The organism is Pseudomonas lactucae (assembly GCF_036688725.1).
Classification (GTDB): Bacteria; Pseudomonadota; Gammaproteobacteria; order Pseudomonadales; family Pseudomonadaceae; genus Aquipseudomonas; species Aquipseudomonas lactucae.
In genome coordinates, this window is record NZ_JAQQPT010000014.1 from 1 (window position 1) to 21,456 (window position 21,456).

General features: G+C 60.5%; 22 protein-coding genes. 19 read left to right on the top strand and 3 right to left on the bottom strand.

The features are described 5' to 3' along the window. The 3 genes from V6M90_RS17005 to V6M90_RS17015 form a co-directional block, all read left to right on the top strand. Nucleotides 1-657 (top strand): ATP-binding cassette domain-containing protein (locus V6M90_RS17005; protein ID WP_332846816.1); only part of this gene is annotated, 657 nt, incomplete at its 5' end. A 19-nt stretch (nucleotides 658-676) separates the two neighbouring features. After that, nucleotides 677-1,642, top strand: a complete 966-nt coding sequence (gene araH, locus V6M90_RS17010) for an L-arabinose ABC transporter permease AraH (protein ID WP_003175584.1) — start codon at nucleotides 677-679, stop codon at nucleotides 1,640-1,642. 139 nt (nucleotides 1,643-1,781) lie between these two features. Then, nucleotides 1,782-2,585, top strand: a complete 804-nt coding sequence (locus V6M90_RS17015) for an IclR family transcriptional regulator (protein WP_042945151.1) — start codon at nucleotides 1,782-1,784, stop codon at nucleotides 2,583-2,585. On the opposite strand, the gene V6M90_RS17020 is transcribed toward V6M90_RS17015, so the two are convergent. Next, on the bottom strand, nucleotides 2,586-3,638 hold the full coding sequence (locus tag V6M90_RS17020; RefSeq protein ID WP_305427669.1) for an NAD(P)-dependent alcohol dehydrogenase: 1,053 nt from the start codon (nucleotides 3,636-3,638) through the stop codon (nucleotides 2,586-2,588). A 224-nt stretch (nucleotides 3,639-3,862) separates the two neighbouring features. On the opposite strand from V6M90_RS17020, the gene V6M90_RS17025 reads away from it, so the two are divergent. Further along, nucleotides 3,863-4,756 carry an AraC family transcriptional regulator gene (locus V6M90_RS17025; protein ID WP_003175581.1) on the top strand — a complete coding sequence of 298 codons (894 nt, stop codon included), beginning with the start codon at nucleotides 3,863-3,865 and terminating at the stop codon, nucleotides 4,754-4,756. Here the strand turns inward: V6M90_RS17025 and V6M90_RS17030 are convergent. Then, a complete protein-coding gene (locus V6M90_RS17030) occupies nucleotides 4,753-6,141 on the bottom strand; it encodes an aminotransferase-like domain-containing protein (RefSeq protein WP_332846817.1) in 1,389 nt (462 codons plus the stop codon). The genes V6M90_RS17025 and V6M90_RS17030 overlap by 4 nt on opposite strands. Before the next feature lie 345 nt (nucleotides 6,142-6,486). Here V6M90_RS17030 and V6M90_RS17035 point away from each other — a divergent pair, with 345 nt between their 5' ends. Next, entirely contained in the window at nucleotides 6,487-7,692 is a 1,206-nt protein-coding gene (locus V6M90_RS17035; protein WP_003175579.1) for a benzoate/H(+) symporter BenE family transporter, read from the top strand. 92 nt (nucleotides 7,693-7,784) lie between these two features. Here the strand turns inward: V6M90_RS17035 and V6M90_RS17040 are convergent, their stop codons facing one another. Then, a complete protein-coding gene (locus V6M90_RS17040) occupies nucleotides 7,785-9,449 on the bottom strand; it encodes an electron transfer flavoprotein-ubiquinone oxidoreductase (protein ID WP_332846818.1) in 1,665 nt (554 codons plus the stop codon). A 506-nt stretch (nucleotides 9,450-9,955) separates the two neighbouring features. On the opposite strand from V6M90_RS17040, the gene V6M90_RS17045 reads away from it, so the two are divergent. The 14 genes from V6M90_RS17045 (at nucleotide 9,956) to V6M90_RS17110 (ending at nucleotide 21,449) form a co-directional block, all read left to right on the top strand. Beyond that, nucleotides 9,956-10,705, top strand: a complete 750-nt coding sequence (locus tag V6M90_RS17045) for an electron transfer flavoprotein subunit beta/FixA family protein (protein WP_003175577.1) — start codon at nucleotides 9,956-9,958, stop codon at nucleotides 10,703-10,705. A gap of 16 nt (nucleotides 10,706-10,721) precedes the next feature. Beyond that, nucleotides 10,722-11,651, top strand: coding sequence for an electron transfer flavoprotein subunit alpha/FixB family protein (locus tag V6M90_RS17050; RefSeq protein ID WP_141063507.1), 930 nt, complete (start codon nucleotides 10,722-10,724; stop codon nucleotides 11,649-11,651). 84 nt (nucleotides 11,652-11,735) lie between these two features. Continuing rightward, complete coding sequence (locus V6M90_RS17055) at nucleotides 11,736-12,551, top strand: substrate-binding periplasmic protein (protein ID WP_003175575.1); 816 nt, start codon at nucleotides 11,736-11,738, stop codon at nucleotides 12,549-12,551. A 9-nt stretch (nucleotides 12,552-12,560) separates the two neighbouring features. Then, entirely contained in the window at nucleotides 12,561-12,923 is a 363-nt protein-coding gene (locus tag V6M90_RS17060; RefSeq protein WP_003175574.1) for a DUF4398 domain-containing protein, read from the top strand. Then, on the top strand, nucleotides 12,920-13,735 hold the full coding sequence (locus tag V6M90_RS17065) for an OmpA family protein (protein ID WP_003175573.1): 816 nt from the start codon (nucleotides 12,920-12,922) through the stop codon (nucleotides 13,733-13,735). Before V6M90_RS17060 ends, V6M90_RS17065 begins: the two co-directional genes overlap by 4 nt. A gap of 202 nt (nucleotides 13,736-13,937) precedes the next feature. Next, entirely contained in the window at nucleotides 13,938-15,377 is a 1,440-nt protein-coding gene (locus tag V6M90_RS17070; protein WP_003175571.1) for an aminotransferase-like domain-containing protein, read from the top strand. Between the two features lie 103 nt (nucleotides 15,378-15,480). Then, complete coding sequence (locus V6M90_RS17075) at nucleotides 15,481-15,966, top strand: hypothetical protein (protein WP_003175570.1); 486 nt, start codon at nucleotides 15,481-15,483, stop codon at nucleotides 15,964-15,966. A gap of 161 nt (nucleotides 15,967-16,127) precedes the next feature. Then, nucleotides 16,128-16,382 carry a YkgJ family cysteine cluster protein gene (locus V6M90_RS17080; RefSeq protein ID WP_003175569.1) on the top strand — a complete coding sequence of 85 codons (255 nt, stop codon included), beginning with the start codon at nucleotides 16,128-16,130 and terminating at the stop codon, nucleotides 16,380-16,382. Between the two features lie 41 nt (nucleotides 16,383-16,423). Continuing rightward, on the top strand, nucleotides 16,424-17,029 hold the full coding sequence (locus tag V6M90_RS17085; protein WP_003175568.1) for an START domain-containing protein: 606 nt from the start codon (nucleotides 16,424-16,426) through the stop codon (nucleotides 17,027-17,029). Between the two features lie 104 nt (nucleotides 17,030-17,133). Then, the gene (locus V6M90_RS17090; RefSeq protein ID WP_042945146.1) at nucleotides 17,134-17,370 is read left to right on the top strand and encodes a hypothetical protein; all 237 of its coding nucleotides are present in this window, start codon (nucleotides 17,134-17,136) and stop codon (nucleotides 17,368-17,370) included. Nucleotides 17,371-17,580: 210 nt separating this feature from the next. Next, on the top strand, nucleotides 17,581-17,922 hold the full coding sequence (locus V6M90_RS17095; RefSeq protein ID WP_003175566.1) for a ribonuclease E inhibitor RraB: 342 nt from the start codon (nucleotides 17,581-17,583) through the stop codon (nucleotides 17,920-17,922). A gap of 362 nt (nucleotides 17,923-18,284) precedes the next feature. Further along, complete coding sequence (locus V6M90_RS17100; protein WP_003175565.1) at nucleotides 18,285-19,694, top strand: circularly permuted type 2 ATP-grasp protein; 1,410 nt, start codon at nucleotides 18,285-18,287, stop codon at nucleotides 19,692-19,694. Between the two features lie 4 nt (nucleotides 19,695-19,698). Then, a complete protein-coding gene (locus V6M90_RS17105; protein ID WP_332846819.1) occupies nucleotides 19,699-20,649 on the top strand; it encodes an alpha-E domain-containing protein in 951 nt (316 codons plus the stop codon). Next, a complete protein-coding gene (locus V6M90_RS17110; RefSeq protein ID WP_003175563.1) occupies nucleotides 20,646-21,449 on the top strand; it encodes a transglutaminase family protein in 804 nt (267 codons plus the stop codon). The genes V6M90_RS17105 and V6M90_RS17110 overlap by 4 nt, the downstream gene beginning before the upstream one ends. Nucleotides 21,450-21,456 lie beyond the last annotated feature (7 nt).

A 21,456-nucleotide genomic window follows, 5' to 3' on the forward strand; every position in this document is an offset into this window, starting at 1 on the left:
ATTCTTGGCCTGTTCGGGTTGGTCGGGGCAGGGCGCACGGAGTTGTTCCGCCTGCTCAGCGGCCTGGAACGCGCCAGCGCCGGCAGCCTGGAACTCTGTGGCGAGCCGTTGCAGTTGCGCTCGCCTCGCGACGCCATTGCCGCCGGTGTCTTGCTGTGCCCGGAGGACCGCAAGAAGGAAGGCATCATTCCGCTCTCCAGTGTGGCCGAGAACATCAACATCAGTGCGCGGGGAGCCCATTCGACCTTCGGCTGGCTGCTGCGCGACGGTTGGGAAAAGGGCAACGCCGAGCATCAAATCAAGGCGATGAAAGTCAAGACGCCGAACGCCGACCAGAAAATCATGTACCTCTCCGGCGGCAACCAGCAGAAGGCCATTCTCGGCCGCTGGCTGTCGATGCCGATGAAGGTGCTGCTGCTGGACGAACCAACCCGAGGCATCGATATCGGCGCCAAGTCGGAGATTTACCAGATCATCCACAACCTGGCGGCCAACGGCATCGCAGTGATCGTGGTGTCCAGCGACCTGATGGAAGTCATGGGTATTTCCGACCGCATCCTGGTGATGAGCGAAGGCGCCCTGACCGGTGAAGTGACCCGCGACCAGGCGGACGAAGCACGGCTGCTGCAATTGGCACTTCCGCGTACGCGGGCTTGAAGAATAAGAGGGTGTAGGCATGTCTCAGGTAAAAACCGCAAAAAGCTTCTGGCCAGGGTTCAACCAGCGCAAGTTTCTCGATGACTGGGTGATGTTGTTGGCTGCCCTGAGTATCTTTTTGCTCAGCGCGTTGTTCATCGACAACTTCCTTTCGCCCCTGAACATGCGCGGGTTGGGCCTGGCGATTTCCACTGTGGGTATCGCCGCGTGCACCATGCTGTTCTGCCTGGCGTCGGGGCACTTCGACTTGTCGGTGGGTTCGGTGATCGCCTGTGCCGGCGTGGTGGCGGGGATTGTGATTCGCGATACCGACAGCGTGGTGCTTGGCGTATCGGCAGCGTTGGCCATGGGCCTGGTGGTGGGGCTGATCAACGGCATCGTCATCGCCAAGTTACGCATCAACGCATTGATCGCGACATTGGCGACCATGCAGATCGTACGCGGCCTGGCCTATATCTTCTCCAACGGCAAAGCGGTTGGCGTCATGGATGAACGCTTCTTTGTGTTCGGCAACGGCCAACTGATGGGCGTGCCGGTGCCGATTATTATCACCGTGTTGTGCTTTGTGTTCTTTGGCTGGCTGTTGAACTACACCACCTACGGACGCAACACCATGGCGATTGGCGGTAACCAGGAAGCCGCGTTGCTCGCTGGGGTCAACGTTGATCGCACCAAGATCATCATCTTTGCCGTGCACGGCTTGATCGGTGCGTTGGCCGGGGTGATCCTCGCGTCGCGCATGACCTCGGGCCAGCCGATGATCGGCCAGGGTTTCGAGCTCACGGTGATCTCGGCGTGCGTGCTGGGCGGCGTGTCGCTGAGCGGCGGTATCGGCATGATTCGGCATGTGATTGCCGGGGTGCTGATCCTGGCGATCATTGAGAACGCGATGAACCTGAAGAACATCGACACGTTTTATCAGTATGTGATCCGTGGTTCGATCCTGCTGTTGGCGGTAATCATCGACCGCATGAAACAACGCTGATCAAAAGCCCTATGAGGGACAAATGTGGGAGGGAGCAAGTCGAATCGTCGCACCGCCCCTCCCACAATGGATCTCCTCTGTTCAGAAGGGCAGCATTTGCCATAATGGCGCCGTTTTCGTACTTCCCAATAGGCCCGATATGCAGGAAACCCCTCACACCCCCGTCAAAGACGCCGCCCCCACCGGCACCCAGACCCTGTTGCGTGGCCTGGGCGTGGTGCAAGCGGTAGCGGCCGGTGCGCGGGATCTGAAAGAGATCGCCAAGCGCATCGGCACCACCCGCAGCACCACCCACCGCCTGGCCAGTTGCCTGGTGGAAGAGCGTTACCTGCGCGTGGTGCCGCAAGTCGGTTATCTGCTGGGGCCGAAGTTGATCGAGCTGGGGTTCCAGGCCCGCGAAGAATTGCCCTTGGTGACGCTGGCGGTGCCGTACCTGGATGAATTGTCGGCACTGACCGGCGATACCATCCACTTGGCCATTCGCGAATACGACGACGTGCTGTACCTGCACAAGAACCCTGGCCGCAACGGCCCGGAAATGCGTTCGCGGGTCGGCCATCGCATGCCGTTGGCGCGCACGGGCGTGGGCAAGGCGATGCTGTTGGATGACTCGGTTCAGGAGTGGCAACGCCTGTACGAAACCAGCTTGCCGGCGGGTGGGAAAAACCTGCAATGGCCGCAGCACCCGGAACAGTCCTGGGCGCAGTTCGAGCAGCGCATGCACGAGTATGTGCTGGGTGGTTATGCGTTCGATCTGGAAGACAACGAACCGTCGATCCGTTGCGTCGCCGCACCGGTGCGCGATGCCAGCCGGCGAATCGTCGCCGGCATCAGCATCGCCAGTACCGTGCCCTACATGCCGCTGGAGAAAATGGCCGAGCTGATACCCGTGATCAAGCAGGTCGCAGCGCGGCTGTCGGCGGAGTTGGGCGCGAAGGCCTGATCAGGCCTTCAAGGTCGCCATGTCGATGACAAAACGATACTTCACATCACCGGCGATCATGCGCGCATAGGCCTCGTTGATCTGACGGATGTCGAGCATCTCGATGTCGCAGGTGATGCCATGCTCGGCGCAGAAATCCAGGACTTCCTGGGTTTCGGCAATGCCGCCGATCAGCGAGCCGGCCAGCACTTTACGGCCCAATACCAGTTTGGCGGCGTTGACCGGCGGGTCCACCGGCTCGATCAAACCGACCAGAATATGCACGCCATCAAAGCGCAGCACGTCGAGGTAGGGGTTCAGGTCGTGCTGCACCGGGATGGTGTCCAAGAGGAAGTCGAAGTGCCCGGCAGCGGCTTTCATCTGCTCGGCGTCGGTGGACACGATCACATGATCGGCGCCCTGGCGGCGGCCTTCTTCAGCCTTGCTCGCGGAGCGGGTGAACAAGGTGACTTCGGCGCCCATGGCCTTGGCGAACTTGATGCCCATGTGGCCCAGGCCACCCATACCGAGAATCCCCACCTTGTCGCCGGCCTTCACACCGTAGTGCTTGAGCGGCGAATAGGTCGTGATGCCGGCGCACAGGATCGGCGCGGCGCTGGCCAGGTCAAGCTTGGCCGGGATCTTCACCACGAAGTGTTCGCTGACCACGATGCTGTCGGAATAGCCGCCCATGGTGTTGCTGCCATCCACACGGTCCGGGGTGGCGTAGGTCATGGTCGGGCCTTCGAGGCAATATTGCTCAAGGTCCGCTTTGCAGGCGTCGCAGTGGCGGCATGAATCGACCATGCAGCCGACGCCGACCAGGTCGCCGACTTTATGGGCGGTGACGCTGGCGCCGACGGCGGTGACTTTGCCGACGATCTCGTGGCCCGGCATCAGTGGATACACGGCGATGCCCCACTCGTTGCGCGCCTGGTGAATGTCGGAGTGGCAGACGCCGCAGTATAGAATCTCGATGGCCACGTCATCGGCGCGTGGGCTGCGGCGTTCAAAGGACATCGGGGCGAGGGGAGTGGTGGCCGACTGGGCGGCGTAACCGATGGCGGTGTACATGGGGAAACCTCGCAAAAGCATTGAAAAGTGAGGCGGGCCATTCTCCCCACCGCGCCTGCGGGCGGCCATGGCGATTGCTCCGAGTCTCATGCCTAAAGCTCCGGGGGAGCAGTTGAAAGCGGCAAGCGCCAAGCTACACGCGATAAACTGCGAACTTTCTTGCAGCTTGTGGCTGAAAGCTTGCCGCCCTGCACCGAGTCGTGAATTTTCCGAGAACTGCTTTTATGCTGCTGACCCGCCATCTCGACGCCAACGCCACGCTGGTTTCCTTGATCGAAGGGCTTACGTCCCGCGACGGTTTTTCCCCCACCCACCTGCCTGGCGTCAAGGTATTGCGCGCCAGTTGCGACGTGGCGCGCGGGCCGCAGATCTATGAGCCGAGCCTGATGTTCGTGGCCCAGGGCAGCAAAGTCGCGTACCTGGGCCCGCGCACGCTGGAGTACGGCGCCGGGCATTACCTGATCCAGGCCATGCCGGTGCCGTTCGAATGCGAGACCTTCGCCATGGCGCCGGGTGCGCCGTTGTTGGGGGTGACGGTGGGTATCGACCGGGTGGTGCTGGGTGAATTGGTGATGGCCATGGGCATGCAGGCCGGGCCGCCGCCGACGGCGCAGACCCTGGCGTCGATGAGCTCGGTGGTGCTCGATGATGCGATGCGCGGCTGCGTCGAGCGGCTGTTGCAGTGCCTGCACGATCCGCTGGAAAGCCGGATCATCGGGCCGGCGCGGGTGCGCGAATTATTGTTCACCGCGTTGCGCGGGCCCCAGGCCGATGTATTGCGCGCGCTGGTGGAGCAACAGGGGCAATTTTCACGCATCGCCACTTCATTGAACCACCTGCATGCGCATTTCGCCGAGCCGCTGAATATCGAGACATTGGCCGGGTATGCGCACATGAGCGCGTCGACTTTTCACGAGCACTTCAAGCGCTGCACCTTGTTGTCGCCGGTGCAGTATCTGAAGCGCCTGCGCTTGCTCAAGGCCCAGCAGTTGCTACTGGTGGAGGGCGTAAGTGTGGCGCAGGCGGCGCACAGCGTGGGGTACCAGAGCACGTCGCAATTCAGCCGCGAATACAAGCGCTACTTCGAGCGTAACCCGGGCGAGGAACGTGCGGCCTAGTAGTAACGACGGGGGTCGGATTCAATCAGGCTGGCCAGTTTGGTCAGGGCGAAGCGCAGTTCGTCCTGGCTGGTGGGCGACATCAGCACCAGTCGCACACTGCGTGTCGTCCCGGAGCGTTCGGCCTGGAATTGCGTGCCACTGAGTACCAGCACGCCATTGGCCCGCGCCAGCATGCTGAACTCGTCGCTGGTCCATGGCTCCGGCAAGGTCAGCCAGGCATGGTAGGAGTAGGGCTGGGCCTTGAGTTCGAACCTGGCGAAAATCTCGCGGGCAATCGCTTGCCGCGCGGCCGCTTCGTTGCGGTGGATGCTGATCAGTTTTCTGTCCATGCCTTCGCTGATCACATTGCTGGCCAGTTGCGCGGTCAGCGGTGATGGCATCCAGACGCTGCTGCGCACCATCGAGCTTAGGCGCGACAGCCATTTTGGCGGGCTATGCAGATAGCCGATACGCAGCGCGGGCATCACCGACTTCGACAGGCTGGTGAGATACACCGAACGCTCCGGCGCAAACGCCGAAAGGGGTTTGATGGACGGGTCGGTGGCGAGAAAACCGTAGATGTCATCGTCAAGAATGATGAAGTCGAACTCTTCAGCCAGCGCTGCGATTTGCGCCCTGCGCTTTTGCGACATGATCGCCGCCGTCGGGTTCTGGCAAGTCGCCACGCACACCAGCATCGCCGGTTTTTCCCGCAGGCACAGTTCGCGCAGCGCCTCGGGAATGATGCCTTCGTCATCCATCGGTACGCCACGTAGGCGACGTTCAAGGCCGTGAGCCAGGGAAATGATGCCGGGATAGCACAGCGCTTCGCAGAGCACCAGGTCGCCGGCGTTGGTCAGGGCGCTCATCGCCACCATCAAGCCATGCTGGGCGCCAGCGGTGATGATCACTTGCTGCCATTGTGCATCGGGCAATGCATGCCGCAGCCACTGTGCCCCCGCCTCGCGATGCGCCGGGTGACCGCCGTCCGGGGCGTAATCCAGGGCGCCGGCGAAATCGGTGCTCCTGGCCAGGTTCACCAGCGCGTCGCGCAGCCAGTGCTCCAGGGTTTCGCTGCCAGGCTTGATGATCGACAGGTCGAGCAGTTCCGGCTGCCCCAGATTCAGCGACGCCGGGCTGTTGCTCGTCGCCGGTTCCGGTTGTTTCTGACTGAGCACGTACGTACCGCGGCCCACTTCCCCCTGCACCAGGCGACGGCGCTGCGCTTCGCTGTAAGCGCGGCTGATGGTGCCCGGCGTTACATCCAGGGCCGTGGCCAGCTCCCGCAGGGTCGGCAGGCGATCGCCTTTGTTCAACACGCCATTGCTGATGTCGCGCGCCAATGCGTCGGCAATCGCCAAATACATCGGCTGGTTGAACTCGCTTAGCTGGGGAACCCACATGAATGATCAATGCCCATCGTAGAAATGATGAAGGGGCGAGCATATCACAGGCGGTTTTCTGCTAATGACGCGACTTAATCCATTGATTGAGTCGATTGAGTCAATTTTTTGGAGTGATGCCTGTTTTTTGGTAAATATTTTCTATGAAATTATTGATACGAAAATCAATAGGTTAATTGGATATTGCGGAAAGATTTCAGCTGTGACCATAAGGAATTTTGGGTGATGGTTTTGTTATGTGTTGAATCCATTCAATTTGATCAAATACACTCGCATTGAATCGAGTCAATCGACTCAATCATCCCCTGGCCACTGCGCGACGCTATCGCGCCAAGTCGAGACATCATGAACACACTCAGAAAGGATCTATCCCTGTCAGCTGTGATTGCCGGTTTTATCGCCGTGATCATTTCGTATGCCGGTCCCTTGATCATCGTGTTTCAGGCGGCCAAGGAAGCGCACCTGCCCAATGACGAAGTGTCGTCGTGGATCTGGGCGATTTCCATCGGCAGCGGCATTACCGGCCTGTTCCTGAGCTGGCGCCTGCGGGTGCCGGTGATCACCGCGTGGTCGACACCGGGAGCGGCGTTGCTGGTCTCGATGCTGCCTACGGTGACCCTGGCGCAGGCCATCGGCGCTTACGTGGTTGCGTCAGTGATTATTGCGGTGGTGGGCTTGTCCGGCGCATTCGACAAACTGATGAGTCGCCTGCCCAAGGCCATTGCCGCCGCCATGCTCGCCGGCATCCTGTTCCGCTTCGGCGCCGAGCTGTTCACCTCGATCAAGCTGCAACCGGCGCTGGTGTTGGCGATGCTCGCGACTTACCTGGTGTTCAAGCGCTTTTCGCCGCGTTACGCGATTCTCTCGGTGCTGATCATCGGCTGTGCGGTCGCTGCCTCGTTTGGTGAATTGAACAGCGGTGCAATCACCATCGCCGTGGCCCAGCCGGTGTTTATCGCGCCGCAGTGGAGCTGGCACGCCATCATCAACATCGGCCTGCCGCTGGCGTTGGTGACCCTGACCGGTCAGTACGTGCCGGGCATGGCGGTGTTGCGCACCGCAGGCTACAACACGCCAGCGCGCTCGATCATTTCAGTGACGGCGATCGGCTCGATCCTGATGGCGCCGTTCGGCTCCCATGGTTTTAACCTGGCGGCGATTACCGCCGCCATCTGCACTGGCCGCGAAGCCCATGAAGACCGCGACAAGCGTTACATCGCCGGGATCGCCTGTGGGGTGTTCTACATTCTGATGGGCATCTTTGGCGCGACCCTGGCTTCGGTGTTCTCTGCCTTGCCCAAGGAACTGATTGCTTCCTTGGCGGGCCTGGCGCTGTTCGGTGCAATCAGCGCCGGGCTGACGGGCGCCATGGCCGACGAAAAACAACGCGAAGCGGCACTGATTACCTTCCTGGTCACCGCTTCGGGCATGAGCTTCCTGGGCCTGGCCGCTGCGTTCTGGGGCCTGATCTTTGGCCTCGTCGCGCACTTCGTGCTGAGCTACACCCGGCAAAGTAAAGCCACCGCCGTTGCCGAGGTCAGCCGGTCATGATCGCGTCGGTTTAGCCGCCGTGCGGATACAAAAAAGCCAACGCATGAAGCGTTGGCTTTGGTGTGTGGCGAAGGGCTTTGTGAGGAGCCGTCTTACATATTCGGGTAAGTCGGCCCACCTGCGCCTTCCGGCGTGACCCAGGTGATGTTCTGCGAAGGGTCCTTGATGTCACAGGTCTTGCAGTGCACGCAGTTCTGGGCGTTGATCTGGAAGCGCTTCTCGCCGTCTTCTTTTGTGATTACCTCATACACGCCGGCCGGGCAGTAGCGCTGTGCCGGTTCATCGTAGAGCGGCAGGTTGGTGCCGATCGGGATGCTCGGGTCTTTCAACTTCAAGTGGCACGGCTGTTCTTCTTCATGGTTGGTACCGGAGATGAACACCGAACTCAGCTTGTCGAAGCTCAGCTTGCCGTCAGGTTTGGGGTAGTCGATCTTCGTGCTGTCCTTGGCCAGCTTCAGGCAGGCATAGTCCGGCTTGGTGTCGTGCAAGGTAAACGGCATTTTGCCGCCGAGGATGTTCTGGTCGAACCAGTTGAAGCCGGCACCGATGATCGGGCCGAACTTGTGCATCGCCGGGCCGAAGTTGCGGGTGGCGAACAGTTCTTCGTAGAGCCAGCTGGCTTTGAAGCTGTCGACGTAGTTGGTCAGTTCATCACCGCCTTCGGATTCGGCGAACAGGCGCTCGGCGACGGCGTCGGCGGCGAGCATGCCGGACTTCATCGCGGTGTGGCTGCCTTTGATCTTGGCCACGTTCATGGTGCCCAGGTCGCAGCCGATCAGGGCGCCGCCCTTGAAAACCATCTTCGGCAACGAGTTGATGCCGCCCTTGGCCAGGGCGCGGGCGCCGTAGCTGATGCGCTTGCCGCCTTCGAGGTACTGGGCCAGCACCGGGTGATGCTTGAGGCGCTGGAACTCGTCGAATGGCGACAGGAAGGCGTTGCTGTAGGACAGGTCGACGATCAGGCCGACCACCACCTGGTTGTTTTCCAGGTGATAGAGGAACGAGCCACCGGTGTTCTCGTTGCTCATGATGTCCAGCGGCCAACCGGCGGTGTGCACCACCAGGCCAGGTTGGTGCTTGGCGGGGTCGACTTCCCAGATTTCCTTGAGACCGATGCCGTAGTGCTGGGCGTCGGCGTCGCTGTCCAGGTTGAAGCGCTTGATCAGTTGCTTGCCGATGTGGCCACGGCAACCTTCGGCGAACAGCGTATATTTGCCGCGCAGCTCCATGCCTGGGGTGTAGACGCCTTCTTTGGGGTGGCCTTCGCGGTCGACACCGAGGTCGCCGGTGATGATCCCGCGGACCACGCCGTTTTCGTCGAACAACGCTTCCTGGGCGGCGAAGCCTGGGTAGACTTCCACGCCCAGGTTCTCGGCCTGCTGGGCCAGCCAGCGGCACAGGTTGCCCAGGGAGATGATGTAGTTGCCTTCGTTGTGCATGGTCTTGGGCACAAAGAAGTCAGGTACCTTGGTGGAGGCATCGCTGCTGCGCAGTACATAGATGTCATCGCGCACCACAGGGGTGTTGAGCGGGGCGCCGAGGGCTTTCCAGTCCGGGAACAGTTCGTTCAGGGCGCGTGGTTCAAACACGGCGCCGGAGAGGATGTGCGCACCGACTTCGGAGCCTTTCTCGACCACGCAAACGCTGATTTCCTTACCGGCTTCGGCGGCCTTCTGCTTCAGTCGGCAGGCGGCGGACAGGCCCGCCGGGCCAGCGCCGACGATGACCACGTCGAATTCCATGTATTCGCGTTCCACAGGCTATCTCCTACTCAAGGCTCAACAGGCTTTTTTTCTAATGGGTGGAGGTTCGGTGTCGTCCTGCGGCAACGGCAAGACCCACCTTTCTCTCTAGGTGGCGCATTATATATAGACCACTGTCAGCGTCCAATACAAACGTTTGTTTGAATTGCCCGCAGGCTAGGTAAATCAAAGCAACGCGGCTTATGACTGGCCATTTTGCCGTATTGACCAGAATAGGCGTTCCGGTCAATATACGGTCGGTTTTGCGCTTACCGTAGGCAGACAGCAGGTTTCAAGAGCACGTCCAAAAGCGAGACAGGTGACGCACGCTGAAACGATGGCGCGCAGTTTACACGCCGCGATAAAGAATGACCTCTCAGTCACCACTGACGAACGGTCATCATTTCCCGTGAGCAAGGTCACTTGCCCAGGTTTTTGGAGGTGCCCTTGTGTGCCGATGAGCATCAACCGCCAGGTTCGCCTAGGCGACTTTCTTTTCACCGGAGAGTAACGAGGAATCCATGAAGGTTCTTGTAGCTGTCAAACGCGTTGTCGATTACAACGTGAAAGTTCGCGTCAAGGCGGACAATTCCGGCGTCGACCTTGCTAACGTCAAGATGTCGATGAACCCATTCTGTGAAATCGCCGTGGAAGAAGCCGTACGCCTGAAAGAAAAAGGCGTCGCGACTGAAATCGTGGTGGTGTCCATCGGCCCGACCACTGCTCAAGAGCAGCTGCGTACCGCCCTGGCGCTGGGTGCCGACCGTGCCATCCTCGTCGAATCCGCTGAAGAACTGACCTCCCTGGCGGTTGCCAAGCTGCTCAAGGCGGTTGTCGACAAGGAACAGCCTTCGCTGGTGATCCTCGGCAAACAGGCCATCGACAGCGATAACAACCAGACCGGCCAGATGCTGGCGGCGCTGACCGGTTACGGCCAGGGCACCTTCGCTTCCAAAGTGGAAGTGAGCGGCGACAGCGTTGCCGTGACCCGCGAAATCGACGGCGGCGCACAGACGGTTTCGCTGAAACTGCCGGCCATCGTCACCACCGACCTGCGTTTGAACGAGCCGCGCTATGCGTCGCTGCCAAACATCATGAAAGCCAAGAAGAAGCCTCTCGAAGTGCTGACTCCGGACGCTTTGGGCGTTTCCACCGCCTCCACCAACAAGACCGTCAAAGTCGAAGCGCCGGCTGCACGCAGCGCGGGCATCAAGGTCAAGTCGGTGGCTGAACTGGTCGAGAAACTGAAAAACGAAGCGAAGGTGCTTTGAATTGGAGAGCCGGATCATGACTATCCTCGTAATCGCCGAACACGACAACAAAGTGCTGGCCCCGGCCACGCTGAACACCGTGGCTGCTGCTGCCAAAATCGGCGGCGACATCCACGTTCTGGTTGCAGGCCAAGGCGCTGGCGCCGTGGCTGAAGCCGCTGCGAAGATTGCTGGTGTGAGCAAAGTCCTGAACGCTGACAACGCCGCTTACGCGCATCAGCTGCCGGAGAATGTTGCGCCATTGGTTGCAGAGCTCGGCGCCGGCTACAGCCACATCCTGGCCGCCGCCACCTCCAACGGCAAAAACATCCTGCCACGCGTTGCCGCGCAGCTGGACGTTGACCAGATCTCCGAGATCATCTCGGTCGAAAGCGCCGACACCTTCAAGCGCCCGATCTACGCCGGTAACGCCATTGCCACCGTGCAATCGACCGCTGCCATCAAAGTCATCACCGTGCGCGCTACCGGTTTCGACCCGGTTGCCGCCGAAGGTGGTTCGGCTGCCGTTGAAGCGGTTGCTGCTGCCCACGACGCCGGTACTTCGAGCTTCGTTGGCGAAGAGCTGGCCAAGTCGGATCGTCCTGAGCTGACCGCTGCCAAGATCGTCGTTTCCGGCGGGCGTGGCATGCAGAACGGTGACAACTTCAAGCACCTGTACGCCCTGGCCGACAAGCTGGGCGCGGCCGTCGGCGCTTCCCGCGCGGCTGTCGACGCAGGCTTCGTGCCCAACGACATGCAGGTCGGCCAGACCGGCAAGATCGTCGCGCCACAGCTGTACATCGCGGTCGGTATCTCCGGCGCGATCCAGCACCTGGCCGGTATGAAAGACTCCAAAGTGATCGTTGCGATCAACAAGGACGAAGAAGCGCCGATCTTCCAGGTAGCCGATTACGGCCTGGTGGCTGACTTGTTCGAAGCCGTACCCGAGTTGGAGAAGCTGGTCTAATCCAGCCGCTTCACTTATAAAGAGCCCGGTCTTGTGACCGGGTTTTTTTTATCCGGCCTTTTGTGAATATCGGAGAAAACCGCCATGGAACTGCGCCCCTGGGTCGTCTTGCTGGGCCTTTCGCTGCTGCCAAGCCTGGCGCTGGCCGCCGGCAGATGTGAGCGCCTGGTGATCACCGGCAGCCCGGACGCACCGCCCTTGCTCTGGCGTGACCCCCAGGACCCCACTCACCTGATCGGTGCCACTGCCGATGTGTTGCAGCAGGTAGCGAAAGACCTGGGTGTGAAAATTGACCTGCTCTACGGTGGCAAGCGTTCAATGGCCCTGGACGAAGTACGCAGTGGGCGCATGGACATTTTTGCCGATGCACCGCTCAATCATGCCGAGCTGGACAACTTCGACTACATCCACCCGGCTCTGGTGCAGAGCGACTATCTGGTGTGGACGCGCAAGGATTCGGCGCTTGCCTATGCCACGGCGACCGATCTGCAGGGCTTCAAGGGCGCGGTATCGGAGCGTGCCCGTTTGAGCCGCGAATTCGACACCCTCGCCGAGCGGCACCTCACCCTGCAACGATTCCCGACCTTGACCCCGGCATTCCAGAAACTGCTGTTGGGCGAGGTGGACTATGTGCTCGCCGGGCGCTATTCCGGCATGGCCATGGCCCAGACGCTGGGCATGAGCAATGACTTGATTGCCCGCGATATGCCCATCGATCAACCCGGCCTGTACCTGGCGATTTCCCACAACTCGGTCTGCAATGATCCGTGGTTGCGCGGACAGCTCGCCAAAAAGATGACAGAATTGCCCGGGTCTGGTGTGACGGAAGCCGCGTTGCAGCGCAATCTGGAGCGTTGGAAAGCACAATTGCAACAACCCGTCGGCACCCCAACACAGTAGGGATTTTCAGTGACTCTTCGACCTTTTTTCGCGGCCCTCGCCGTTGTTGCCCTGGCGGGATGTGCAGCCGATCCTGCGCCGAATGAACAGATTCGCCTCACCCGGCAGGCCTTGGAACAAGCCAATGCGGTTGGCGCCAGCGCCGATGAATCACCCGAATTGAAACTGGCCGAGGACAAATTCGCCCAGGCCAAGGCCGACATGGCCGACCAATCCTATAAGGACGCGCGCATGCAGGCCGAACAGGCCGAGCTGGACGCACGCCTCGCAGAAGCGCGGGTACTGACCGGCAAAAGCCAGGAACAACTCAACGTGCTCAATACCCGCATCACGCGCCTGCGCAAGCAATTGCAGTTGGGAGAAGCCCAATGAGCCCGATGATGCGTGGTGTGAGCTGTGCCGTGCTGCTGGGCAGTGCGGTGTTGGGTGGTTGCGCGAGCCACCCCAATGGCGAGCAGGCGTTGCAACAGGCCGGCAGTGATTTCCAGAAGGTCAAGGAAGACGCGAATGTGCTGCGCATCGCGCCCAAGGACGTGATTCGCGCCGGTGAATCGCTGGCACGCGCCGATCGCTTGTCCAGCTACTGGGGCAGCGGCGCGGACGTGGTGCACTATGCCTACTTGAGCCAGCGCTACAGCGCCATCGCCCGCGAACACACCGAGCAGGCGCTTAACGAAGAACGCGCCGCCAAGCTCGAACTGGAACGCCAGCGCCTGCAGTTGGCCTTGCGTGAAAGCAAGCTGATCAGCGTGCAGCAACAGGGCAAATGGCTTGAGGAGCAGATCGCCAGCCTGACCACCACCCAGACCGACCGTGGCCTGGTGATGACCCTGGGCGATGTGCTGTTCGACACGGGCGAAGCGGAGCTGAAAAACTCGGCCAACCGCACCGTGTTGAAGATCGTGCAGTTCCTGCAACTGAACCCCAAGCGCGTGGTGCGCATCGAGGGTTACGCCGACAATACCGGTGGCCAGCAGGAAAACCTCAAACTGTCCCGCGACCGCGCGCAATCGGTGGCTGATGTGCTGGTGGATTTGGGGATCGACGAAAAGCGCATCCAGGTCGAAGGCTACGGCGACCAGTACCCGGTGGAGGCCAACGCGTCCGAACGGGGCAGGGCGCAGAATCGTCGGGTGGAGATTGTGTTCTCCGACGAGAAGGGCCAGCTCGGCGCCGCCCGCTGAAGTCAGGTGTGGATCAATGTGGGAGGGAGCAAGTCCCCTCCCACATTGTTCGATGTACCTCCGAGAATCCATGTGTCCCCATAGTTTTTACTGTCACTGCCGCCCGCGCTCGACTATTGTGGCAACTGTGCCCGTACACTTCTAAACTGTGCCGGTATGTTTCACACAAAAATAAAATACCCGTGAAATCGAGTGCTGCGTCATGACCAATCTGTTGCTTTATCAACGTATCGCCCAGCAACTGGCCGAGGACATCCGGCGCGGAGTCTATCAACCGGGCGAACGTGTGCCTTCGGTGCGCAAGATGAGCTCCCAGCTCAACGTGAGCCATGCCACGGTATTGCAGGCCTACGCCAACCTGGAAGACCAGGGCCTGATCCGGGCGCGGCCGCAGTCCGGCTATTACGTGCACCAGACGCCGGCGCTGACCGCGCCGACACCGGATATCGCACGGGTCGAACGTCCTGGGTTGGTCACCCGCAGCAGCATCATTCAGCAGGTATTGGGCGAGTCGCGCCGCGAAGGCGTATTTCCGCTGGGCGCGGCCGTGCCGAGTGTCGATTACTTGCCGGTCCGCGCATTGCACCAGCAACTGGCCAAGGTTACGCGGTTCCAGAGCCCACGGGCGTTCAGCTACATGTTCAGCCCCGGTTTCGAGCCGCTGCGTCGCCAGGTGGCGATCCGGATGCGCGATGCCGGTGTGGTAGTGGACCCCTCCGAAGTGGTGATCACCCACGGCTGTGTCGAAGCGTTGCAGATGTCGCTGCGGGTGCTGACGCGCCCTGGCGACCTGATCGCAGCGGAGTCGCCGACTTACTATGGCTTGCTGCAACTGGCCGATTTGCTCGGCCTCAAGGTCATTGAGATTCCCTGCGATCCCTCCACTGGCATGAGCCTGGAGGCCCTGCAATTGGCGGCCAACCAATGGTCGATCAAGGCGCTGGTGCTGACCACGCGCCTGAGCAATCCACTGGGCGGCACCATGCCCGAGGAGCGGCAGAAGCAGTTGCTGCGCCTGGCGTCGGATTTCGATATCCAGATCGTCGAAGATGATATCTACGGCGAACTGATGTTCGAACTGGGCCGCACCAAGGCCCTCAAGGCCTATGATCGCCTGGATCGGGTGATCTACTGCTCGAGCTTCTCCAAGACCTTGTCGCCGGGGGTGCGCATCGGCTGGATGATCGCCGGCAAGTATCAGCAGGAAATCCAGCGTCTGCAGATGTTCAGCACCCATTCGGCGTGCAGCGTGACCCAGATGGGGGTTGCGGCGTACCTGGAGAACGGTGGCTACGACCGGCACCTGCGTTACATCCGTCAGGAATACCGCAAGAACCTCAGCGCGTTTCAACTGGCGGTGCAGCAGTATTTCCCGGAGGGCACGCAGATGACCCGACCGACCGGCGGCTTTATCCTGTGGGTCAGTTTGCCGGGGCGGGTCAATACCCAGGAACTGCATGTGCGCGCCCTGCAACAGGGCATCAGCATTGCGCCGGGGTTGATTTTCAGTAACACCGAGCAGTTCAATCACTGTATTCGCCTTAACTGCGGCACGCCGTGGAACCGCGAGGCAGAGCGGGCGTTGATGACCCTGGGCATGCTGGCCAGCCAGTTATGCCAGGAAACGGCAGCGGGTTTTTGAGGCGCACACAGGGACAACTCCGATAGCAGGCGCATCACCGCGCTTGTCATGCCACGCACAACAAGCGAGCATATGGCCCTCTGCCGTTAATGCTGTAGGCGATATGACCTGTATTTTTCGCGCTGCTTTGGTGCTTGGCCTGTTAAGCCTGTGTAACGTCAGTCCGGTGCTGGCGGCAGCGCCCGTGACTGAAAACAAGCCCGCTGCCAGCAGCGAAAAGCCCACCGCAAAAAAATCCACGGCAACCCAGCAAGCCCCCGCCGCGAAGAAAAAAGCCGCTACGGCTAAAAAACGCGCCTCGGCGAAAAGGTCCAAATCATCCCAGGAAGTGGCAAAGACCCAACTGCCACCGGCACAGTTGGACCTCACCTTGCCGTCCGACATGGTCCGGCACCTGCAGCCACTTGGCACCATGCCCAAGCCCAAGAGCGTGCCGTTGCTGCCGCCGATGTTCGGCGAGAAACCCACGGATAACAGTGCCTTCCAGATCAACGGCCGCTTGCTCAGCAATGAGATGAAGCTGCAACTGCGTAATGAAGAGCGTCGGGAAGTCGAAGGCGCCGCGTTGGAATTCGAGTTCAAGCAGTAACTTTTCCCCTGAGCGTGACGCGGGCCATTGACCATCTGTCGCAGACTGGTCAGTCATATTTGTTTTATGCGAAAAACCCCTGTTAACCCATTTTAAAACGGCTGTTTAGGGGCGTACCCTAGCTGCGCCATCCCTGTTGAGCCGTTGAGGACCTGCCGTTCATGAATTGCCGCGAAGGCTGTGGCGCCTGCTGCATCGCCCCCTCCATCAGTTCGCCGTTGCCCGGAATGCCCAATGGCAAGCCGGCGGGCGAACGCTGTCTGCACCTGTCGGTCGAACAGTTATGCCAACTGTTCGGCCAGCCGGAACGGCCGGCGGTGTGCAGTGATTTCAAGGCGGATATCGAGGTGTGCGGCACCGACCAGGCCGATGCGATCCGGTTGATCGGCTGGTGGGAGCAGATGACGGCGGCTTGATGGGCTTTACTCTCGCAACTTCAACAATAAGGAATATAACAATGGGTTCGCTGAAACGACTGGCTGTGCTGTGCGGCTTTACGGTGTTGTTCGCTGCCACTGCGCAGGCTGAGGATTGGCAGGTCGCCAAGGACGAAGACGGTATCAAGGTGTCCCTGAGCGAAGTCGCCGGTTCCAAGTACAAAGCGTATCGCGGTGTCACGGTGATCAAGGCGCCAGTGGCCAAGATCGTTGCGTTGCAGGAAGACGTGGCGGGTGCCTGTAAGTGGATTCATGAATGCAAGCTGCAAAAGTTGCTGAAGCATGAGGGTGACGTCAGCTACACCTACACGCAATTTAACGCGCCGTTTCCGGTGAGTAATCGTGATTCAATCTTGAAAATCACCACCACCAAAGGGGCTGACGGCAGCGTGACGCGCAACTTGCTGGAGGTTCCGACCTATCAGCCCGAGGAAAAAGGCTTTGTTCGTGTCGCCCAGGTCGAGGGCTTCTGGAAACTGGTGCCAAAAGGCGATAACCAGACCGAAGTGACCTACCAGGTGCACACCGAACCAGGCGGTAGCGTGCCGTCGTGGCTGGCCAACAAGTTCGTGGTGGACGCGCCGTTCAACACACTGAAAGCCTTGAAAGACCACGCTGAAAAATAAGCGCGATTGATCCGGTGCCTCCGGCCTTTGAGTGGAACGTTTGCCACGCCCTCAAGGTCCAGATACCTGTGAGCCCACACGCGGGCTTTATCGAGGAGGCACCGATGCAAACGTGGCAAATTACCTTCGTTGATGATCACGGCGAGCAGTCCGTGGAGCAGTTCACCTGCGAACAAAAGCCCAGCCTTGAAGATGCTGCGCACATGATTCGCAGCAAGCTGGTGCCGGTAGCCGCCGAACTCGACCTCAACGACCTTGAAGGTCGCCAATCCGAGCCGACGGTCAAGATCCTCAAAGACCAGAACAGTATCCAGATCCTCGACATTTCTCTCGCTGCCTGAATATTCCCTTTATGCCTATCAAGCGCCTCTGGTGGAGGTGAAAGCTTCGCGCTACTCTGCAAGTGAGATCAGCGAATGAATCGCTAAGGTCTGGTCTTGTCAGCTACATGCTTGTTTTCCAGCGGTGATGTCATTGCCGTCCCCGCGCCAGCAGGGCGCGGGCTTCGGGAAGCACGGAAAGTCTATCCATCGGTTTGAGGAGGACGTTTCATGAGCACAGCCTATCAAGAAGACATCAGTACCCACGTTCTGCGCCGCATGAAAGAGGGCGGTTTCGACTTTTCACGTTTTCACCCCATCGAGTTCTACGCCATTTTTCCGGACGAGGAACGGGCGCGCAGGGCTGCGGGTGAGTTTCGCGGAGAGTCGCTGAACGCTCAGGTCAGTGCGCGCGACGATGGCGCCTGGTACCTGGAGTTGAGCAAAGTCATGTTTGCAACCTACGACGGCATAGGAGACTTCGAGCAGGACTTTGAAGCAGTGGTGGAACCCCTTGGCGGGATTATAGAAGGGTGGGGCGTCAAGCACCCGGTTCGCCCGTTACCCATGTAGTGGGTTGTCACGCGCAACACCGTGTATCGGCTGACCTCAGGGTCGGCCGATTTTGTTTGTGCAATAAAAAAAAGGCCACCCGACGAGGGTGGCCCAAAGGGAAGAGCGGAGCGCCAAAGGATATTCAGCAGATGGCGCGATTATCCGCAGACTTGGCCGGGCAGTGAAATCAACTCTGGCTATGCTGTTGATAGTCAAAGCCTGCATTGCGATGAGGCGCACGACAACACACCGGGCATTCTGCGCACCAGGAAGGTGCGACAAGGTGCTCGTATTTATTTAACACACTGATTTTTAAGTGTTTATGCCGATGGCACGGGCCTTGCGATGGTTCTTGCGTCCCGAGTGACAAGGAGTACGGCATGATCCGCACTTATTACGATGAAATGTACGATGGGGCAGGGCAGGTGCGTCCTCACTATCGCGAGTTCGCCCGCTGGTTGGCCGAAACCCCGGCAGAGCTGCTGGCCCAGCGTCGGCGTGAAGCCGATTTGCTGTTCCACCGCGCCGGCATCACGTTCACGCTTTACGGGGACGAGCAGGGCACCGAGCGCCTGATACCTTTCGATACCATCCCGCGCAGTATTCCGGCCCGTGAATGGCAGATCGTCGAGCGTGGCTGCATCCAACGGGTCAAGGCGCTGAACATGTTTCTCGCCGACCTCTACCACGAGCAACGCATCATTAAGGCGGGCATCATCCCGGCTGAACAAGTGCTGGCCAACGAGCAATACCAGCTGGCCATGCAGGGCCTGAACTTGCATCGCGATCTGTATTCCCACATATCCGGGGTCGATCTCGTACGCGATGGCGATGGCACCTACTACGTGCTGGAGGACAACCTGCGTACACCCAGCGGTGTCAGCTACATGCTCGAAGACCGCAAGATGATGATGCGCCTGTTTCCGGAGCTGTTCGCCGCCCAGCGCATTGCGCCCATCGACCATTACCCCAACTTGCTGCTCGATACCCTGAAAAGCGCCAGCCCGCTGGATAACCCCAGCGTGGTGGTACTGACGCCGGGGCGCTTCAACAGCGCATTCTTTGAACACGCGTTCCTGGCTCGGGAAATGGGCGTGGAACTGGTGGAAGGCGCCGACCTGTTCGTGCGCGATGACCGCGTGTTCATGCGCACCACCGACGGCCCCAAGGCGGTGGACGTGATCTACCGTCGCCTCGACGATGCGTTTCTCGACCCGCTGGCGTTCAACCCGGACTCGATGCTCGGCGTGCCCGGCCTGCTCGCGGCCTACCGTTCGGGCAACGTGGTGCTGGCCAATGCGATTGGCACCGGGGTGGCGGATGACAAGTCGGTGTACCCCTTCGTCACCGAGATGATCCGTTTTTACCTGGATGAAGAACCGATTCTGAAGAATGTGCCGACCTTCCAGTGCCGCAAGCCCGATGAACTGTCCCACGTACTGGCTAACCTGCCGGACCTGGTGGTCAAGGAAACCCAGGGCTCCGGCGGCTACGGCATGTTGGTGGGGCCCGCGTCCACCGCGGCGGAAATCGAAGCCTTCCGCGCGCGCATCAAGGCCAAGCCCCACGCCTATATCGCTCAACCCACCCTGTGCTTATCCACCTGCCCGACGTTTGTCGAAAACGGTATTGCTCCACGGCATATCGACCTGCGCCCGTTTGTGCTGTCCGGCAAGGAAACCCGTGTGGTGCCCGGCGGCTTGACCCGTGTGGCGCTGCGCGAAGGCTCGCTGGTGGTCAACTCGTCCCAGGGCGGCGGCACCAAAGACACCTGGGTGGTGGAGGACTGATGCCATGCTGAGTCGAACCGCCTCGGATTTGTATTGGATGTCGCGCTATCTGGAACGCGCGGAAAACCTCGCGCGCATGCTCGATGTGAGCTATTCGCTGTCACTGATGCCCCAGGACGGGCGCGGTGACGGTCTGCACGAACTGGCCATGCCATTGTTGATCACCGGCACCCTGGAAGATTACCGCGAGCGCCACGGGGAACTGCATGCCGAAAACTTGTTGCACTTCTTTGCCCTGGACGCGGCCAACCCTGCCAGCATCTACAGCTGCCTCGGCGCGGCGCGGGCCAGTGCCCATGCGGTGCGTGGGCGAATTACCGCCGACCTGTGGGAAAACATCAATGCCACCTGGTTGGATATTCGCGACATCGCCCAGCAAGGGCTGAGCCGCTACGGCATGAGCCGGTTCTGTGAGTGGGTCAAGGAGCGCTCCCATCTGTTCCGGGGCGCCACCTACGGCACCATCATGCGCAACGATGCGTTCCGTTTCATTCGTCTGGGCACTTTTATCGAGCGTGCCGACAACACCCTGCGTTTGCTGGACGCGCGCTATGAAATGGCCGGCGACCGCGCCGACGCCGTCACCGACGGTACGGCTCACGCCTACTATCAATGGAGCGCCTTGTTGCGCGCGCTGTCGTCGTTCGAGGCCTATACCGAGATTTACCGCGACGCCCCCGGCGCCCGCCAAGTGGCGCAACTGCTGCTATTGCGCGCCGACGTACCGCGCTCGCTACGGGCCTGCAGCGAAGAAATCGACCAGATCCTCGCCAGTCTGCCAGGCATCAACGGGCGACCGGCGCAACGCCTGGCCGCCGAGATGGACGCGCGCCTGCGCTTTACCGCCATCGATGAAATCCTTGAGGAAGGCCTGCACGCCTGGCTGACCGACTTTATCCCTTTGGTTCGCCAGTTGGGCGACGCCATCTACAGTTCCTACCTGGAGGCGGCATGAGACTTTCCATCAGCCACGAAACCACCTACCACTACGAAGACCAAGTGCGCGCCAGCATCCAATACTTGCGTGTGACCCCCCACGACAGCGAGCGCCAGCAGGTACTCAGTTGGCAACTGGACCTGCCGCGCCCGGTGCGCGCCCAGGTCGACCCCTTCGGCAATATCCTGCATGTGCTGACCCTGGATGAACCGCATGACACCATCATCATCGGCGCCCGTGGCCAGGTGGACATCGACGAATTGCGCGAGGCCGAACACGAGAGCCAATCGGCGCTGCCGTTCCTGCGCTGCACGCGTCTGACCGAGCCCGACGAGGCCTTGCGCCGTTTTGCCGAGCAGCATTGCCATCAACGTCGCGACCGCACCGCCTTGATCGACCTGATGCACGCGCTCAACCAGGTGATGGTCTATACGCCAGGGGCCACCGCCGTCGACACCTGCGCCGCTCAGGCCTTTGCCGGCGGGGCAGGTGTGTGTCAGGACCACACCCACGCGTTCCTGGCCTGCGCGCGCAGCCTGGGAATTGCGGCGCGCTATGTGTCAGGGTATTTGTACACCGAAGACAGCGCGCACCTGGCCAGCCATGCGTGGGCCGAAGCCTGGTTGGATGACGCCTGGTACAGCTTTGACGTGACCAACCAGTTGGCGCGGCCGGAGCGGCACCTGAAACTGGCCGTGGGCCTGGATTACCTGGACGCCTGCCCGGTGCGCGGCATGCGCCGTGGCGGTGGGCATGAGCAGATGCACGCCAAGGTGTTCGTGGCGCCGACGCCGGTGATCTCAGTGCAGCAGCAATGATGTTCAG

Bases quoted from the DNA above. Each gene is read 5' to 3' on its own strand.
- V6M90_RS17105 (WP_332846819.1), top strand. From the start codon at position 19,699: ATGCTGAGTCGAACCGCCTCGGATTTGTATTGGATGTCGCGCTATCTG.
- V6M90_RS17110 (WP_003175563.1), top strand. From the start codon at position 20,646: ATGAGACTTTCCATCAGCCACGAAACCACCTACCACTACGAAGACCAA.
- V6M90_RS17095 (WP_003175566.1), top strand. From the start codon at position 17,581: ATGAGCACAGCCTATCAAGAAGACATCAGTACCCACGTTCTGCGCCGC.
- V6M90_RS17030 (WP_332846817.1), bottom strand. From the start codon at position 6,141: ATGTGGGTTCCCCAGCTAAGCGAGTTCAACCAGCCGATGTATTTGGCG.
- V6M90_RS17100 (WP_003175565.1), top strand. From the start codon at position 18,285: ATGATCCGCACTTATTACGATGAAATGTACGATGGGGCAGGGCAGGTG.
- V6M90_RS17045 (WP_003175577.1), top strand. From the start codon at position 9,956: ATGAAGGTTCTTGTAGCTGTCAAACGCGTTGTCGATTACAACGTGAAA.
- V6M90_RS17015 (WP_042945151.1), top strand. From the start codon at position 1,782: ATGCAGGAAACCCCTCACACCCCCGTCAAAGACGCCGCCCCCACCGGC.
- V6M90_RS17020 (WP_305427669.1), bottom strand. From the start codon at position 3,638: ATGTACACCGCCATCGGTTACGCCGCCCAGTCGGCCACCACTCCCCTC.
- V6M90_RS17065 (WP_003175573.1), top strand. From the start codon at position 12,920: ATGAGCCCGATGATGCGTGGTGTGAGCTGTGCCGTGCTGCTGGGCAGT.
- V6M90_RS17050 (WP_141063507.1), top strand. From the start codon at position 10,722: ATGACTATCCTCGTAATCGCCGAACACGACAACAAAGTGCTGGCCCCG.
- V6M90_RS17035 (WP_003175579.1), top strand. From the start codon at position 6,487: ATGAACACACTCAGAAAGGATCTATCCCTGTCAGCTGTGATTGCCGGT.
- araH (WP_003175584.1), top strand. From the start codon at position 677: ATGTCTCAGGTAAAAACCGCAAAAAGCTTCTGGCCAGGGTTCAACCAG.
- V6M90_RS17055 (WP_003175575.1), top strand. From the start codon at position 11,736: ATGGAACTGCGCCCCTGGGTCGTCTTGCTGGGCCTTTCGCTGCTGCCA.
- V6M90_RS17075 (WP_003175570.1), top strand. From the start codon at position 15,481: ATGACCTGTATTTTTCGCGCTGCTTTGGTGCTTGGCCTGTTAAGCCTG.
- V6M90_RS17080 (WP_003175569.1), top strand. From the start codon at position 16,128: ATGAATTGCCGCGAAGGCTGTGGCGCCTGCTGCATCGCCCCCTCCATC.
- V6M90_RS17025 (WP_003175581.1), top strand. From the start codon at position 3,863: ATGCTGCTGACCCGCCATCTCGACGCCAACGCCACGCTGGTTTCCTTG.
- V6M90_RS17085 (WP_003175568.1), top strand. From the start codon at position 16,424: ATGGGTTCGCTGAAACGACTGGCTGTGCTGTGCGGCTTTACGGTGTTG.
- V6M90_RS17070 (WP_003175571.1), top strand. From the start codon at position 13,938: ATGACCAATCTGTTGCTTTATCAACGTATCGCCCAGCAACTGGCCGAG.
- V6M90_RS17090 (WP_042945146.1), top strand. From the start codon at position 17,134: ATGCAAACGTGGCAAATTACCTTCGTTGATGATCACGGCGAGCAGTCC.